This window comes from Streptosporangiales bacterium (assembly GCA_009379955.1).
In the GTDB taxonomy this organism is placed as follows: Bacteria; Actinomycetota; Actinomycetes; order Streptosporangiales; family WHST01; genus WHST01.
This window is the reverse complement of sequence record WHST01000018.1, coordinates 53,781-68,105: the sequence shown is the minus strand read 5'-3', so window position 1 is coordinate 68,105 and position 14,325 is coordinate 53,781. Positions and strand designations below refer to the sequence as shown.

General features: G+C 71.7%; 17 protein-coding genes. 4 read left to right on the top strand and 13 right to left on the bottom strand.

Annotated features, from left to right (window positions below; translation table 11 throughout):
• Positions 1 to 464: DUF222 domain-containing protein (locus GEV10_08150; protein MQA78436.1), on the bottom strand; the 464-nt coding region annotated here is incomplete at its 3' end.
• Between the two features lie 285 nt (positions 465 to 749).
• On the opposite strand from GEV10_08150, the gene GEV10_08145 reads away from it, so the two are divergent.
• The gene (locus GEV10_08145; protein MQA78435.1) at positions 750 to 1,934 is read left to right on the top strand and encodes an AMP-binding protein; all 1,185 of its coding nucleotides are present in this window, start codon (positions 750 to 752) and stop codon (positions 1,932 to 1,934) included.
• Positions 1,736 to 3,262: an acyltransferase family protein gene (locus GEV10_08140; GenBank protein ID MQA78434.1), complete on the top strand. Its 1,527-nt coding sequence runs from the start codon at positions 1,736 to 1,738 to the stop codon at positions 3,260 to 3,262. The genes GEV10_08145 and GEV10_08140 overlap by 199 nt, the downstream gene beginning before the upstream one ends.
• A gap of 4 nt (positions 3,263 to 3,266) precedes the next feature.
• Here GEV10_08140 and GEV10_08135 read toward each other — a convergent pair whose 3' ends face one another.
• Genes GEV10_08135 through GEV10_08125 form a run of 3 tightly spaced genes read right to left on the bottom strand, consistent with a single transcriptional unit; the run spans position 3,267 to position 5,376 of the window.
• Entirely contained in the window at positions 3,267 to 4,310 is a 1,044-nt protein-coding gene (locus GEV10_08135) for a hypothetical protein (protein ID MQA78433.1), read from the bottom strand.
• A 59-nt stretch (positions 4,311 to 4,369) separates the two neighbouring features.
• The gene (locus GEV10_08130) at positions 4,370 to 4,765 is read right to left on the bottom strand and encodes a rhodanese-like domain-containing protein (protein MQA78432.1); all 396 of its coding nucleotides are present in this window, start codon (positions 4,763 to 4,765) and stop codon (positions 4,370 to 4,372) included.
• 8 nt (positions 4,766 to 4,773) lie between these two features.
• Positions 4,774 to 5,376, bottom strand: a complete 603-nt coding sequence (locus tag GEV10_08125) for a cysteine dioxygenase (GenBank protein MQA78431.1) — start codon at positions 5,374 to 5,376, stop codon at positions 4,774 to 4,776.
• A 271-nt stretch (positions 5,377 to 5,647) separates the two neighbouring features.
• On the opposite strand from GEV10_08125, the gene GEV10_08120 reads away from it, so the two are divergent.
• Positions 5,648 to 6,577 carry a 1,4-dihydroxy-2-naphthoyl-CoA synthase gene (locus tag GEV10_08120; protein MQA78430.1) on the top strand — a complete coding sequence of 310 codons (930 nt, stop codon included), beginning with the start codon at positions 5,648 to 5,650 and terminating at the stop codon, positions 6,575 to 6,577.
• Here the strand turns inward: GEV10_08120 and GEV10_08115 are convergent.
• The 4 genes from GEV10_08115 to GEV10_08100 form a co-directional block, all read right to left on the bottom strand.
• On the bottom strand, positions 6,574 to 6,819 hold the full coding sequence (locus tag GEV10_08115; protein ID MQA78429.1) for a DUF4229 domain-containing protein: 246 nt from the start codon (positions 6,817 to 6,819) through the stop codon (positions 6,574 to 6,576). The genes GEV10_08120 and GEV10_08115 overlap by 4 nt on opposite strands.
• A gap of 38 nt (positions 6,820 to 6,857) precedes the next feature.
• Positions 6,858 to 7,331: a hypothetical protein gene (locus GEV10_08110; protein ID MQA78428.1), complete on the bottom strand. Its 474-nt coding sequence runs from the start codon at positions 7,329 to 7,331 to the stop codon at positions 6,858 to 6,860.
• A 119-nt stretch (positions 7,332 to 7,450) separates the two neighbouring features.
• On the bottom strand, positions 7,451 to 8,410 hold the full coding sequence (locus GEV10_08105) for a pyridoxal-phosphate dependent enzyme (protein ID MQA78427.1): 960 nt from the start codon (positions 8,408 to 8,410) through the stop codon (positions 7,451 to 7,453).
• 31 nt (positions 8,411 to 8,441) lie between these two features.
• The gene (locus tag GEV10_08100) at positions 8,442 to 8,918 is read right to left on the bottom strand and encodes an AsnC family transcriptional regulator (protein ID MQA78426.1); all 477 of its coding nucleotides are present in this window, start codon (positions 8,916 to 8,918) and stop codon (positions 8,442 to 8,444) included.
• Positions 8,919 to 9,168: 250 nt separating this feature from the next.
• Here GEV10_08100 and GEV10_08095 point away from each other — a divergent pair, with 250 nt between their 5' ends.
• Complete coding sequence (locus GEV10_08095; protein ID MQA78425.1) at positions 9,169 to 9,381, top strand: BldC family transcriptional regulator; 213 nt, start codon at positions 9,169 to 9,171, stop codon at positions 9,379 to 9,381.
• 80 nt (positions 9,382 to 9,461) lie between these two features.
• On the opposite strand, the gene ccsB is transcribed toward GEV10_08095, so the two are convergent.
• The 5 genes from ccsB to GEV10_08070 all read right to left on the bottom strand — a co-directional run bounded on the left by ccsB (position 9,462) and on the right by GEV10_08070 (position 14,292).
• A complete protein-coding gene (ccsB, locus tag GEV10_08090; GenBank protein ID MQA78424.1) occupies positions 9,462 to 10,451 on the bottom strand; it encodes a c-type cytochrome biogenesis protein CcsB in 990 nt (329 codons plus the stop codon).
• 106 nt (positions 10,452 to 10,557) lie between these two features.
• Positions 10,558 to 12,222, bottom strand: a complete 1,665-nt coding sequence (locus tag GEV10_08085) for a cytochrome c biogenesis protein ResB (protein MQA78423.1) — start codon at positions 12,220 to 12,222, stop codon at positions 10,558 to 10,560.
• A gap of 36 nt (positions 12,223 to 12,258) precedes the next feature.
• On the bottom strand, positions 12,259 to 12,951 hold the full coding sequence (locus GEV10_08080) for a cytochrome c biogenesis protein CcdA (GenBank protein MQA78422.1): 693 nt from the start codon (positions 12,949 to 12,951) through the stop codon (positions 12,259 to 12,261).
• A gap of 55 nt (positions 12,952 to 13,006) precedes the next feature.
• Complete coding sequence (locus GEV10_08075) at positions 13,007 to 13,594, bottom strand: redoxin domain-containing protein (GenBank protein ID MQA78421.1); 588 nt, start codon at positions 13,592 to 13,594, stop codon at positions 13,007 to 13,009.
• Between the two features lie 47 nt (positions 13,595 to 13,641).
• Positions 13,642 to 14,292: a histidine phosphatase family protein gene (locus GEV10_08070; protein MQA78420.1), complete on the bottom strand. Its 651-nt coding sequence runs from the start codon at positions 14,290 to 14,292 to the stop codon at positions 13,642 to 13,644.
• Positions 14,293 to 14,325: the final 33 nt, after the last annotated feature.

Genomic DNA, 14,325 nt, shown 5'->3' with positions numbered 1-14,325 from the left:
GGGCGCCGCAACGCGTACTCCTCCACCAGCGCCGTGGTGGAGGGGTCGAGGTGTTCGACGGCGTCGGCGAGGATCCGCACGTGCATCGCGGTGAGCTCTCCGGCGGCGAACAGCTTCTGAGTCGTGGGGAGCCGGTCACAGGTGATCCGGGAGACCGCAAGCCGATCCGCGGCGGTGCCGGTCGCGATCCGCAACACCGCCGCGACCTCCTCACGGGTGAAGTCATCCCTGGTCACGTCACGGAGCTGGTCCAGGCGGGCGAGCGCCGCGAACTGCCGGGCCTGCGCCGCGGCGAGACACCGCTCATAGGCAGCCAGCACGGCAAGAGCGATCTCGGCCGGCGCGGTAGCGAGGTCGACGGTGTCGAGGGCGGCGTGGGTGGTGCCGGAGGCGGGGAGTGCCTCGATCCGGTCCAGCTCCTCGACGTCGAACATGTGTTCGAGTCTACCACAATCAGAAGGCATCCGATAGGCCGGATTCCCTTACGTAGCAACGGTTTTCGTGAATCAACGGTCACCGCAGACGAGCCAGGTAGCGAGGCAGCCACAGAGCTGCCTCACCCCGTAGACGCGCGCTCTTCGGGTCGGGCGGTGGGTGTCAAGACTCCGCCAGACCACCGCACCCACCCAAGAACGAGACGCGGATTCTTGACACCCACCGCCCGACCCCAACACTCAAAAGAGGGGTGAGGCAGCGGCCCACGAGAGGCAGCGGCCCACGAGACAAGAGCAGCGACCAGACTGTAGAGCGTGACCCACCAGTTCCTCCACCCCCACCCCTGCACCAGCGGCCAGCAGGCGACGGACGCCCTCCTCCCCGCCCTACAGGCGGCCCTAGACGCCACCGGCCCACCCCTCGCCCTGTTACCAGCCAGCCCGGCCGACCACAACAACCGCCTCCTCGCGGCCGTACGACCCGACGAGCCGCTCGAGGTCGACGGCGTCGCCGCCGTGGTCACCACGTCAGGGTCGACCGGCGAGCCGAAGACCGTGCTGCTGCCGGCCGCGGCGCTGCGCGCGTCCGCCTCCGCGACGCTCGATCGACTCGGCGGCCCCGGCCGGTGGCTGCTCGCCCTGCCCGCGCAGTACATCGCGGGCCTGCAGGTCGTGGTGCGCTCGCTGTACGGCGGCACCGCCCCGGTCGCGCTCGACCTCACCACCGGCTTCACCGCGGCGGGATTCGCCGCGGCAACGGAGCGGTTGGGCACGGACGCCCGCAGGTACACCGCGCTCGTTCCCACCCAGCTGACCAGGCTGCTCGACGACCCGGCGGGCACCGACGCGCTGCGCTCGTACGCGGTCGTGCTCGTCGGCGGCGCCGCCGCGTCCGACCGACTGCTGCGGAGTGCGAGCGAGGCGGGCGTCCACGTCGTCACGACGTACGGGATGAGCGAGACGTGCGGCGGCTGCGTGTACGACGGCCTGCCGCTCACGGGCGTGACCGTCGACGTCCGCCCCGACGACCGCGTACGGATCGCGGGTCCGGTGCTCGCGGCCGGCTACCGACTGCGCCCGGACCTCACCGCGGCGGCGTACGAGACCGGGGACGGGCAGCGCTGGCACGTGACACCCGACGTCGGACGCCTCCACGGCGACGGCAGGCTCGAGGTCCTCGGCCGCGCCGACGACGTGGCCGTGTCCGGCGGCGTCAACGTCCCGCTGGCCGCCGTCGAACGTGCCCTCGGCTCCCACCCGGCCGTCACGGCCGTGACCTGCCTCGCGGTACCCGACGACGAATGGGGCGAGCGGGTCGTGGCGTTCGTGGTACCCGGCAACTCCCGCCCGTCCCTCGACGCGCTGCGCGACCATCTCGGCCGGACGCGGCCGCGCAGCTGGGCGCCCCGCTCACTCGTCGTGGTCGACGAGCTGCCGCTGCTCACCTCGGGCAAGCCGGACCGCCGCGCGCTCGTCGCGCTCCTGCCGCGGTCATCCTGACACCCGGCCATGCGTGCTATCTTCTGACCAAGCGGCCAGATGACGAGCCGGGCGGCCACCCGCCGGCGGATCGTGGGCCGGGGGACCATGCGACCTGCGACCCACCGAAAGGACCACGAGGTGACCGCCGACCACGCTCCGACGGCCGCGACAACCGCTGCCACGACGACCACGCCGACCGCCGCGCCCGCCGCCCCGTCCGCCGGCAGGCGACTGTTCTTCGTGGACAACCTGCGCACGTTCCTCACGATCCTCGTCGTCCTGCACCACCTCGCGATCACCTACGCGGTGGTCGCAGCGTGGTACTACGTCGAGTACCGCGAGTCCCCGCTCGCCACGGGACTCGGCCTGGTGTTCGTGCTGGCCAACCAGGCCTACTTCATGGGCTTCTTCTTCCTGATCTCCGGCTACTTCACGCCGGGTTCGATCGACCGCAAGGGCGTCGGCCGGTTCGTGAAGGACCGGCTGGTCAGGCTCGGCATCCCGGTCGTCGTCTTCACGCTGGGCATCGCGCCGCTCATCGGCACGCTCCTCAGCCGTTATTCGACCCTGCCGCCCAACTTCACCCCGCCCACGACCGACGAGTCGACCCCGGCCGTGCTGTCGCTGCTGCAGCGCCTCGACCCGGGACCGCTGTGGTTCGCCGAACTGCTGCTCCTCCTGGCGCTGGGCTACGCGGTCTGGCGCGCGATCGTCGCCAGACCGACCCGCGGTGCCGAGGCGGGGAGCCCGCCACGCTACTGGGCGGTGGGCGCGTTACCCTCGGCCTCGCCGTCGCCACCTGGCTCGTCCGGCTCGCCTTCCCGCTCGGCTTCGGCCTGCCGATCGTCGGCTGGCCCACGCCCGCCTATCTGCCGCAGTACGTCGGCCTCTTCGTCGTCGGCCTCGTCGCGTACCGGCGCGGCTGGTTCCTCGCCGTCACCGATCGCATGGGGAAGATGGGTCTGGTGGCCGCGCTCGGCGCGACCGTCGTGGCGCTCCCCGTCGCACTGGTCGGCAGCGATGGGATGGTCGGCGGCCCCAACGTGCACGCGTTCGCGTACGCGCTGTGGGACTCGACGTTCGCTGTGGGGATCTGCCTCTTCCTGCTCACCCTGTTCCGCAGGCGCTTCAACACCCAGGGGCGCATCCGCAGGTTCGCCTCCGACCACGCGTTCGCCGTGTACGTGCTGCACGCACCGGTGATCGTGGGCCTCGCGGTCGCCGTCCGCGGACTCGACATCACACCGGTGCTCACGTTCTTCCTCGAGGCACCGTTCGCGGTCGCCGCCTGCTTCGCGGTCGCGTACCTGGTGCGCCTGATCCCCGGCGTCAGGCGGGTGCTGTAGACCCTCAGGAGTCGTAGGGCTTCTCGTTGCGAGCCGCGTACACGACGACCGCCCGGTGGTCGGTGCCGCTGACACGTACGGTCGAGGCGCGCATCGCCCTCCACCGCACGGAGTCGAGGAAGACGTGGTCGATGGGCGCGCCGAACGCGGCGGGGAAGCGCGCCGGCCAGGTGCCCATCGCCCCCGCGCCGACCTCGCCCGCCGCATCACGGCACCGGCCGAGCTTGCCGAGTGACGGGTGGTCGGGGGTCATGTTCACGTCACCCAGCACGACATCGGCCTGGCCGGTGCGGCACAACCTGGCCGCCGCGTCGGCACCGAGGAGCCACGGCCACATCCTGCGCTCGACGCGGACGGGCATCGGCGGCGGCGAGTGGACGGCGGCGATCACGGGACCGCGACCCCGGCGCGGCTCGACGACGATCGCCCCGAGCCCGGTGTCGGGCGTGTCCTTCGCCTGGTACCCGCCCCAGGTGTACGAGACGAGCAGCGACGTCTGCCCGAAGGAGTACGGGCTCTGCTGACCTCCGAACACCTGGAGGTCGTGTCCCCTGGCCCGCGCCCGATCCGCGATCTCGCGGGCGACCTCCACCGAAGTCTCGGGAAGCGCCACGGCGTCGGCGCGGGTACGCACGATCAGGTTCGTCAGCTCGGGCACGGACGCGGCGCCGCCGAGGGTGTTCAGCGTCAGCAGGCTCGCCGCCCTGCGCGGCTTGCCGGTCAGCTCGTCACCCGTGCCGCGCGCCACGACGAACAGCGAGTTCACCGCACCGGCAAGCACCGCCACGACCAGCAGCCAGATCACCAGTGGGTAGCGGCGGCGCACGAACGGCGCGAGCATCAGCGCGACCACGAACCAGCCGAGACCGCAGATCAGGCGGAACGACGTCAGGTGGGCGAAGCCGGGGGCGTCCGAGAGCCCGGCGAGGGCCGGCAGCGTCACCACCAGCACGACGAGGAAGGCGATCGCCCCGACGATCGGCTCGGCCACCATCCGCCACACCGGTAGCCGTCGTCCGGTACGCGGCGGTGCCTCCGTCGTCGCCATGGCAGGACCGTATCGATCGCCGTGCACACGGTGGGGCGCCCGTCCCGGTCGTTATCCGCCTACGGCACGGGAGGTGTCCCGCCCGCTCTCACGGGGAGGCCGGCGGCGCGCCAGGCACGGAATCCGCCGACGAGGTCGGTGGCGCGCACCAGCCCCAGCCGGCGCAGGTCGCGCACCGCGAGACTGGACGCGTACCCCTCGTTGCAGAGCACGACGACCGTGGCGCCGGCATGGACCCCGTCGATGCGGTCGGCACCCGCGGGATCGAGCCGCCACTCCAGCACGATGCGCTCCACCGGGACGGAGCCCGGGATCTCGCCCTCGGCGACCCGGTCGGCCAGCGGCCTGATGTCGACGAGGAGCGCGCCCGCGCGCTGCAGTTCGTCGGCCTCGCGCGGGCCGACCCTGTCGAGGTGGGCCCGCGCCTCGGCCAGCATCGCGTCGACGCCCGTCACCGTCCCCTTCACCCGCGCTCGCGGTCGCGGATACGCACGGACCCGGCCGGCAGCGGCGGGATCTCGTCGGGGATGTCGGCGAGGCTCGCGTACTCGCGCGTCGGCACGAGCGGCGGCGAGTACGCGTGGACACTCGCCGCCTCGACCGTGCCACGGTTGCGCACCTCGTGCGCCCGGCCGGCACCGAAGCCGATGGCGGTGCCCGTCCGGCGCGTCGCCGCACGGATGGCTCTGCGCGGGTAGCGGTACTCCTCGTGCAGGTCGCCGCGGACGACGGTGAACGAGCCAGATGCGCCGCCGTGGTCGTGCGGTTCCGTCCCCTGACCCGGCAGCCAGGTGAGCAGCCACAGCTCGACACCGTCGTTCAGCGCCAACCGCGACCACCAGCGGTAGTCCGATGCGAACCTGGTGATCTCCGTGAGCTCGGAGCGGAAGAGCGTCGCGACGGTCGTGGTGAGCGTACGCAGCTCCGCGGCGCTCCACAGCAGGCGCTCCGGGTGGACCAGGGCACGCAGGTGCGGCGTGTCGAGTGCGGGGTGGATGCCCGGGACAGCGTCCATGTCAACATTATCAGTTAAGTCGACTGTCTTAGTCGGAATAGACAGGGCCATGAGTCGCTCCGTTCGAGTACGAGGTGTTTCGGCGTGATGTACGGGACGCGGCACGTGCTGCCACAGGACCCTCACGAGGGGCCTCACGTGGGTCGACGATCACACTATCCGTCGACGTGCTGGTGCCGCTGCTGTGCTTAGGTAGCGGAGGCGACCAGCTGGAGTCCGATGGTGCGATCCCACCAGATGAACACACGGCTGATCATGGGGGCAGCGTCCCACACATGGTCCTCGGTTGGGAAGCCGGGGTTGCATCCACGACACTGTCCTGATGCGATCCGAACCGCGCGAGTCCGACCGGGTGTCCGAGCTGTTCGACGAGAGCGCCTGGCGCGAGGTCCAGGGGTTCGACGACCTCACCGACATCACCTACCACCGCGCGGTCGACCAGGGCACGGTCCGCATCGCGTTCGACCGCCCCGAGGTGCGCAACGCGTTCCGCCCCGGCACGGTCGACGAGCTCTACCGCGCGCTCGACCACGCGCGGATGACGCCCGACGTCGGCTGTGTGCTGCTCACCGGCAACGGCCCGTCGCCGCGCGACGGCGGCTGGGCGTTCTGCTCCGGCGGTGACCAGCGCATCCGCGGTCGCGACGGGTACCGCTACGCGGAGGGCGAGACGGCCGCGACGGTCGACCGCGCACGGGCCGGCCGGCTGCACATCCTCGAGGTGCAGCGGCTGATCAGGTTCATGCCGAAGGTCGTGATCTGCGTCGTTCCCGGCTGGGCCGCGGGCGGCGGGCACAGCCTGCACGTCGTGTGCGACCTCACCCTGGCGAGCCGCGAGCACGGTCGCTTCAAGCAGACCGACTCCGACGTCGCGAGCTTCGACGGCGGCTTCGGCTCCGCGTACCTCGCCCGGCAGGTCGGCCAGAAGCGTGCCCGCGAGATCTTCTTCCTCGGTCGCGCGTACGACGCCGACGAGGCGTACGCGATGGGCGCGACCAACGCCGCGGTCCCCCACGCCGAGCTGGAGCGCACCGCGCTGGAGTGGGCCGCGGAGGTCAACGCCAAGAGCCCGACCGCGCAGCGCATGCTGAAGTACGCGTTCAACGCGGCGGACGACGGGTTCGTCGGTCAGCAGCTGTTCGCCGGCGAGGCGACGCGGTTGGCGTACATGACCGACGAGGCGGCGGAGGGACGTGACGCGTTCCTCGAGAAGCGCGACCCCGACTGGTCGCCGTACCCCTGGTACTTCTAGTCGGAGGCGACGGGCTTCTCCCGGCCCTCGTCCTTCTTCGCCCGCATCCGCCCGGCGCGGGACGACACGGCGGCCGAGAGCCGACCACGCAGCTTGTCGAGCACGATGTAGCCGAGCAGCCCGCTCACGACGAGTCCGATCAGAACGCCCAGCACGCCCTTGGCGCCGACGAGCCACGCGATGCCCCAGCAGACCAGGAAGAGGGCCAGCCGGGCGACGGTGTACTGCAGGAACGGGCGCATCGGCACGAGCGTACGCGGGCGGCCGTGCCGTGCGCCGGTCAGGCCCCCTGGGTGACCGGCGAGAACACGAACTGCGCGACGACCGCGGCGACGAGTGCCGCCAGCAGGGCCGGCACGCCGACGAGGACCAGCAGGCTGAGGTCAGACATGTCCAGGGCCCGCCGCGCCAGCTCCGCCACGATCGCGATCAGCAGGAACGCCACCACGACGCCGATCGCGGCGGCCACGGCGGCGGCGGCGCGGACGGCGAACCTCGTGCGTGCCTTCGCGTCACGGGCCAGGCGAGCGTCGACCGCGAGGGTGATGGCGCCGGCGAGACCCGCGGCGCCGCCGTAACAGAGCCCGATCGCCGCGCCGGTGAGCATCGACTCCCCCAACGTGGGCGAGCCGTACCACGCCATCCCCGACATCGCGGGCAGGAACGACAGCATCAGGCCGTACAGCGCGCCCAGGACCGCCCCCAGCATGAGCCCGAGCAGCATGGCCTGCCACCAGGTCCGGATTCGTATCACCAAGCACTCCCTTACCTGCCCCGAGCGCCCCGTGCCGACTCCTGCAAGCTAAGCCGGGTTTGGTTACGGTTCGGCAGCCGCCGGGTCACGTTAGGTAGGTAGCCGTTGGCCCGGACGTCTCACACCTCGGGACGGAGGACCCGCGCGAGCAGTGCGGGGTCGACGTTGCCGCCGCTGACGACGGCGACGACGGGGCCTGGCGGCAGCTCCGCGGCATGGAAGAGAGCCGCGGCGGGCGCGACGGCGCCGCTCGGCTCGGCGACGACGCGGTAGGTCAGCGCGAGCTCGCGCATCGCCGACGTGATCTCGTCCTCGGAGACGGTGACGACCTCGTGGACGTACCTGCGGATGTGCTCCCAGGTGAGCTCGCCGACGACCGGCAGGCGGACGCCGTCGGCGACGGTACGCCGCACCGCGTCGGCGTCCCAGGTCACCCGCCGACCGGTCGCGACGCTCTCCGCGGCGTCGGCGGCGAGCTCGGGCTCGACGCCGATCACCCGCGCGCCCGGACACAGCTCGGCGAGTGCCAGGGAGACGCCCGAGATCAGCCCGCCGCCGCCGATGGGCACCAGGACGGTCGCCACGTCGGGCAGGTCCTCGGCGATCTCGAGGCCGATCGTGCCCTGGCCGGCGATCACCCGGATGTCGTCGTACGGAGGGACGAGGGTCGCGCCACGCTCGGCCGCGAGCCGATCGGCGGTCACGTGCCGGTCGGCGGGGGCCACGAGCACGACCTCGGCGCCGACCGCGCGCATGCCCTCGACCTTGACCGCGGGAGCGTCCTCGGGACAGACCACCACGGCGGGGACGCCGAACGCCTGCGCCGCCCACGCGAGCGCCCGCCCATGGTTGCCACTGGAGTGGGTCACCACGCCGGCCCCGCGGCGCTCCGCCGGGATCGAGGCGAGGGCGTTGACGGCGCCGCGCGCCTTGAACGCCCCCGTCGGCTGGAGCGACTCCGGCTTCAGCGCGAGCGCGCGCGGGTCACCCGAGGCGCGGACGAGCGGGGTGCGGACGACGGCGCCGCGGATGCGTTCGGCGGCGGCACGGACGTCGTCGAGCGAAACGAGATCGGACACACGGTCACCCTAGCCACGCGCCGGGCCGAGGTCAGTCGTCGTCCTCCGGAGGGGCGAGGGGGACGGGGCGGTTCTCCCAGCGGGTGGACAGCACGACGTTGGTCATCGTGCGCGAGACGCCCTCGATGCCGCGGATGAGCCAGATCGTCTTCTCCAGCGCGTCGACGTCGGCGCAGCGGACCACGACCACGAACGACTCGTCGCCCGCGACGAACCAGCAGTGCTCGATCTCCGCGACGGCCTCGAGGCACCGGTCGACGACCGCCTGGTCGGCGGAGTCGGACAGGTGGATGCCGACGAGGGCGCTGACGCCGAGTCCCACGGCGACGGGGTCGACGAAGGCGCCGTAGCCGGTGAGCACGCCGCGCTCCTCCAGCCGCCGCAGCCGGTCCTGCACGCCCGGCCCGGACAGGCCCACGAGCCGACCCAGCTGGGCGTACGACGCACGACCGTCGGCACGCAACGCCTCGACGAGGCGCACGTCCGTCGCGTCGAGAGCCTCAGCCATCCCTCACCTCGACCTTCGATTCCACGACCCGTCGACGCAGGCTACCGACCGCGTGACGGACAGGTACGGACGCACTGACCGTCTCGCGACATCACGGTACGTGCGCATCTTGCGGAGCGCCCCGCACGCAGCGTCATAGTCGTGACTGCAATTGGCTGACTGCTATGTCTTCGATCGTCGTGTGCAGCAGACTGGCATCATTCACGCAGTATTGAGGTGCCGTGTCCGGGGGGATGGGAAGGGACGCGAAGTGAACCCAGAAGAACACCGGTTGCTCACCGCCACGGAGGTCGCGGACCTGTTCCGCGTCGATCCGCGCACCGTCACCCGATGGGCGCTGTCCGGTCGGTTGGAGAGCATCCGCACGCCAGGCGGTCACCGCCGCTTCTCCGAGAAGTACGTGCGCGCCCTGCTCGACGGCAACGCCGACGTGCACCAGGTCTCGGCGCGCGTAGCGAGCTGACAGACCCGACTCGACGAGGGATCCGTCGAAGGGGGAGCGCCTCCGCTCGGAGGCTCGTCGTTCCTGCGCCGAGGAACTTCTCAGGCGTACGAGTGCAGGCCGACGATCCAGATGTTCACCACGAAGTAGTTCACGCAGATCGCCGCGAACGCGACGATCGCGATGATCGCCGCGCGGCGACCGCGCCACCCCGCCGTCACCCGCGCGTGCAGGTATCCGGCATAGATCACCCAGATGATGAAGCTCCAGGTCTCCTTGGGGTCCCAGCCCCAGTAGCGACCCCAGGCGGCTTCCGCCCAGATCGCACCGCCGACGATGCCGAACGTCCACAACGGGAACGACACGGCGACCACGCGGTACGCCAGCTTGTCGAGCACCTCAGGCGCCGGCAGCCGGCGGATCAGGCCTGCCGACTCTGTCGGCAGGCCGCGGGCGAGCCTGCCCCGGTGCCGCTCGGCGAGCAGGTAGAGCACGGAGGCGACCGTCGCGACGGCGAACAGACCGATCGCCACGGTCGCCGCCGTCACGTGGATCGCGATCCAGTACGAGTCGAGCGCCGGCACGAGCGGTCCGGCGGACTTGTAGAGCAGGGCGCCGTTGAGGCCGAGGCCGAGCACGACGGGCACGAGGAGGTAGAGGCCGAGGAAGCGGATGTTCTGCTTGAGCAGGATCAGCAGGAACGCGGTGACCGCCGCGAAGCAGATCGTCGAGGTGAACTCGTACATGTTGCCCCACGGCCAACGGTCGGCCGCGACCCCGCGGGTGACGATCTGCGCGAGGTGCGCCGCCCACGCCACGACCGTGACCACCACCGCCGCGCGGCCGAGGAACAGCGAGCGCGCCCCCGGACCCTCGCCCGTGGTGGCGGGCGCGGTGTCCGGCTCGTCGCTGTCGTCGGCGCCCGCCGCGCCGGCGCCCACGAGCGCCGGCTTCCGCTCCGGGGCGCGCTTCGCGACGACGACGCGTGCGGTGAGCATCTCCATCGCGTAGACGAGCATCGCGATGGAGTAGCCCACGATCGCGACGTTCATCAGCAGGTTGGACAGGTTGGCGTAACCCGTCATCGTCATGAGCCGGCCTCCAGAGTGAGCATCGCAGCGAGAACGGAACCCGCACCCTCGACGCCACGCGTCAGTGAGCGAGGAGCGGAGCGGCGGAGGCCGGCGGAGTACTCAGTCATGTGTCGGCTCCCTCGTCGGTCCGCTTGTCGCGCGCGGGCAGCTCCGCTCGCAACGCCTCGACCAGATCCCTGAACTCGGTGGCGAACCCGCCGACGCCGTCACTTCGGGTCAGGCCGCCCAGCTCGACCACGGTACGCCCCGCGCCGTCGTCGCTCGCGCGTGCCCACACCCGCCGGCGCCGCACGAACAGCGACAGCAACAGGGAGCCGATCGCGACCGCCGCGCTGACCAGCGCCAGCAGCTGACCGGGATCGTGGTTGACCTGCAGGGCGGCGTACTCGCGCAGCCCGGAGAACTCGACGCTGCCGCGCCCGCGGGGCAGCTCCACCTTGTCGCCGGGACGCAGCAGCTGCTTGCCCTGCGGCAGGCGTACCTGCGTCATCTTGCTCGTGTCGAGCGCGAAGACCGACTGGGAGGTGCCCCGGTCGAGGCCGAGGTCGCCCTCGTACGCGACGAGCAGCAGCACGGGATCGAGCGGCGCGGGGAACGCGGACGTCGGGCCCCGCGACTTGCTCATCGCGAAGGTGGGCAGGAAGTACATCTGGTAGCCCTGCTGGGGGTCGGTCGCCGGCACCTTGACCACGCCCTGCGACGCGTAGGTGCGGGTGTCCTGCGGGACGAACGGCACGGCGCCGGCGTAGGTCACCTCGCCCTTCGCGTCGCGGATGGTGAGCTGTGGCGAGTAGCCGTGGCCGAGCAGGTAGACCTTGCTCCCGCCGACCTCGAGCGGCGCGTTGACCCGCAGGTCGTACGGCCGGCTCGGCCCGCCGGGCTCCTCGCGGTACCTGAGCCGGGCGTCGAACGTCTCCGGCGTCCCACGTTCCTCGCCGCGGGCGACATAGGTCGCCTTGAAGTCCTCGAGCGTCACGGTGAACGGCGCCATCCGGTCGTCGGCGAACAGCCGGCCGCGCTGCAGCGAGTCGTAGGAGATCACCGTGTTGGCGAACCCGTCGCCCTCGGTCACGAGGACGTTGCCGCGGTAGCCGAACAGCGAGCCGAGCGCCACGGCCACGAGCAGCACGAGCAGCGCGACGTGGAACGTGAGGTTGCCGGTCTCGCGCAGGAACCCCTTCTCTGCCGCGACCGAGGGGCGGTCGCCGTCCGACGCGTCGACCCGGAAGCGCTTGGACCGCAGCAGCTCCTCCGCGGCGCGCATCGCCTCACCTGGCGTCGCGTCGACCTCGAAGCCGTCGCTGTGCGGCAGCCGGCCGAGGTTGCGAGGTGCGGCCGGCGGTCGCGCGCGCATCTGCGCGAGGTGCGCCTTCGTACGCGGGATGATGCAGCCGACCAGCGAGACGAACAGCAGCAGGTAGATCGCCGCGAACCAGGGTGCGGCGAAGACGTCGAAGCCGGACATGGCGTCGAGGACGGGCGCGAGCTTCGGGTGCTCCACGAAGTACTGCGCGACACCGCCCTCGTTCACCGCCCGCTGGGGCAGCAGCGATCCGGGGATCGCGGCGAGGGCGAGCAGGAAGAGCAGCACCAGGGCGGTGCGCATCGACGTGAGCTGACGCCAGCCCCAGCGCAGCGAGCCGCGGACGCCGATGCCACGCGGTCGCAGCGCCGCGGGCTCGACCGGCTTGGTGCCGAGCTCGTCCCCGGGCTCGACGACGGCGTCGTCGACCGCCTGCTCGGACTCGACCGCCTCGCTACGCGTCATCCGCTCCCACTTCTGCCCCTACACAATCGTCTGCCTCTACACAATCGTTTGGAAGCCCGACACCCAGCCACGCATCGCCATGACCATCTGTGTCCACACACCCGTCACCAGCAGCACGCCGAGCACCATGAGCATGGCGCCGCCGACGCGGGTGACCAGCGGCCCGAGTCGCCGCAGCCGACCGAACGCCCCGAGCGCATGGCGGAACGCCACCCCCGCCAACAGGAACGGGAGGCCGAGACCGACGCAGTAGGCGACGCCGAGCACCGCACCGCGAAGCGCGCTGCCCTCGCTGAACGCCAGCGTCTGCACCGCTCCGAGCGTCGGGCTGAGGCACGGCGTCCAGCCGATGCCGAACAGCACGCCGAGCAGCGGCGCCCCGACCATGCCCAGGTGCGCCGGCCACCTGTGCACGGGACGGGTGTCGCGCTGCAGCCACGGCACCATGCCGATGAACGCGAGGCCGAGCGCGAACGTGACGACGCCGAGCACGCGAGTGATCGGGTCGGCGTACTCCTGGAGGAGGTAGCCGACACCGCCGAAGAGCGCCCCGGCGCTGACGACCACCGCGCTGAAGCCGGCGACGAACAGCGCCGAGCCGGCGAGGGTCCTGCCCCGGTGACCGCCTGCCGCGAGGTCGGCGCCGGACAGGCCGGTGACGTACGACACGTAGCCCGGCGCGAGCGGCAGCACGCACGGCGAGAGGAACGAGACGAGGCCGGCGAACATCGCCACCGGCAAGGCGAGCAGCAGCGACCCGCCGGTCACCGCCTGGACCAGGAAGTCAACCACCGGCCACCTGCCGGACGACCCGCAACAGCTTCGTGTACGTGGTCTCGCCGATGATGCGCGCCGCCACCCTGCCCTCGCGGTCGACGACGATCGTGCTCGGCACCGCCGCGGGCGGCAGCTCGCCGCGGAACGCGAGTGCCGTCTCCCCCGGCTGGTCGTAGATGCTCGGGTAGGTCAGGTCGAACTCCCGCACGAAGACGCTCGCGTTGGCGCGGTTGTCCTTGAAGTTCACGCCGACGACGCGCACGCCGTCCTTGCGGGTGGCGTCCTGGACGCCCTGCAGCGCCGGCGCCTCGGAGCGGCACGGCGCGCACCACGACGCCCAGAAGTTCACGACGACGACGTCACCGCGGTACGACGCTGTGCTGATCCGCTTGCCGGACAACGACTCGCCGGTCAGGACCGGAGCCGGCTTCCGTTCGCCGACGGGCACCGCCTGTACCTCACCGTCACCGGAGATGTACCGCTGGTTGTCGCCGCCGGAGCCGGTCGATCCCGTGACACCACCGGCCGTCGTGCACCCGCCGACGGCGAACACGGCGCCGCAGAGCGCGACGACGAGACCGGTGCGGACGGACATACGGCCATTCTCGGTGCCACCGCTGCCGGGGACCCCGGTGGGGGTGGTCAGGCGCCGAACTGGTCCGGGCGTCCGACGAGCAGGTCGGTCGCCGGTTCGGCGTAGTCGATCGAGACCAGCTGGTCGTCGAAGTAGGTCAACGACGTGACGCTCGCGAGCCCGCACTGCCGCCGGTCGGGCCGGTGCCACAGCCGGTCGCCCTGCAGTGCGCGCCGCGTCACCTCGATCGGCAGCTGGTGGCTCACGCACACCGCTTCGCCGCCCCGCGCTTCGGTGCGCACCCGCGCGATGGCCGCGCGCATCCGTGCGACGACCTCGCGGTAGGGCTCGCCCCACGAGGGACGGAGCGGATTGAGCAGGTACGGCCAGTGCCGCGGGTGCCGCAGCGAGCCGTCGCCGACGCCGAACGTCAGGCCCTCGAAGTGGTTCCACGGCTCGATGAGCCGCAGGTCGATCTCGACGTCCATGCCGGTCGCGTCGGCGAGCGGAGCCGCCGTCTCGCGTGCGCGGACGAGCGGTGAGGAGTAGAGGGCACCCACGGCGCGTCCGGCGAACCACGTGGCCACGCGCTCGGCCATCGAACGTCCCGCCTCGGAGAGATGGAACTCGGGGAGCCGGCCGTACAGCACGCCGGCGGGGTTGTGCACCTCGCCGTGCCTGACCAGGTGGACGACCGTGCGCGTGCCGGCGGCTGTCAAGAGGCGGCCTCCAAAGTGAGTATCGCAGCGGCC

Coding starts and splice junctions, on each gene's coding strand:
- GEV10_08125 (MQA78431.1), bottom strand. CDS start 5,376: ATGGCCCTGTCTATTCCGACTAAGACAGTCGACTTAACTGATAATGTT.
- GEV10_08120 (MQA78430.1), top strand. CDS start 5,648: ATGCGATCCGAACCGCGCGAGTCCGACCGGGTGTCCGAGCTGTTCGAC.
- GEV10_08085 (MQA78423.1), bottom strand. CDS start 12,222: ATGACGCGTAGCGAGGCGGTCGAGTCCGAGCAGGCGGTCGACGACGCC.
- GEV10_08080 (MQA78422.1), bottom strand. CDS start 12,951: ATGTTCGCCGGCCTCGTCTCGTTCCTCTCGCCGTGCGTGCTGCCGCTC.
- GEV10_08135 (MQA78433.1), bottom strand. CDS start 4,310: ATGGCGACGACGGAGGCACCGCCGCGTACCGGACGACGGCTACCGGTG.
- GEV10_08115 (MQA78429.1), bottom strand. CDS start 6,819: ATGCGCCCGTTCCTGCAGTACACCGTCGCCCGGCTGGCCCTCTTCCTG.
- GEV10_08100 (MQA78426.1), bottom strand. CDS start 8,918: ATGGCTGAGGCTCTCGACGCGACGGACGTGCGCCTCGTCGAGGCGTTG.
- GEV10_08075 (MQA78421.1), bottom strand. CDS start 13,594: ATGTCCGTCCGCACCGGTCTCGTCGTCGCGCTCTGCGGCGCCGTGTTC.
- GEV10_08140 (MQA78434.1), top strand. CDS start 1,736: ATGGGGCGAGCGGGTCGTGGCGTTCGTGGTACCCGGCAACTCCCGCCC.
- ccsB (MQA78424.1), bottom strand. CDS start 10,451: ATGACGATGACGGGTTACGCCAACCTGTCCAACCTGCTGATGAACGTC.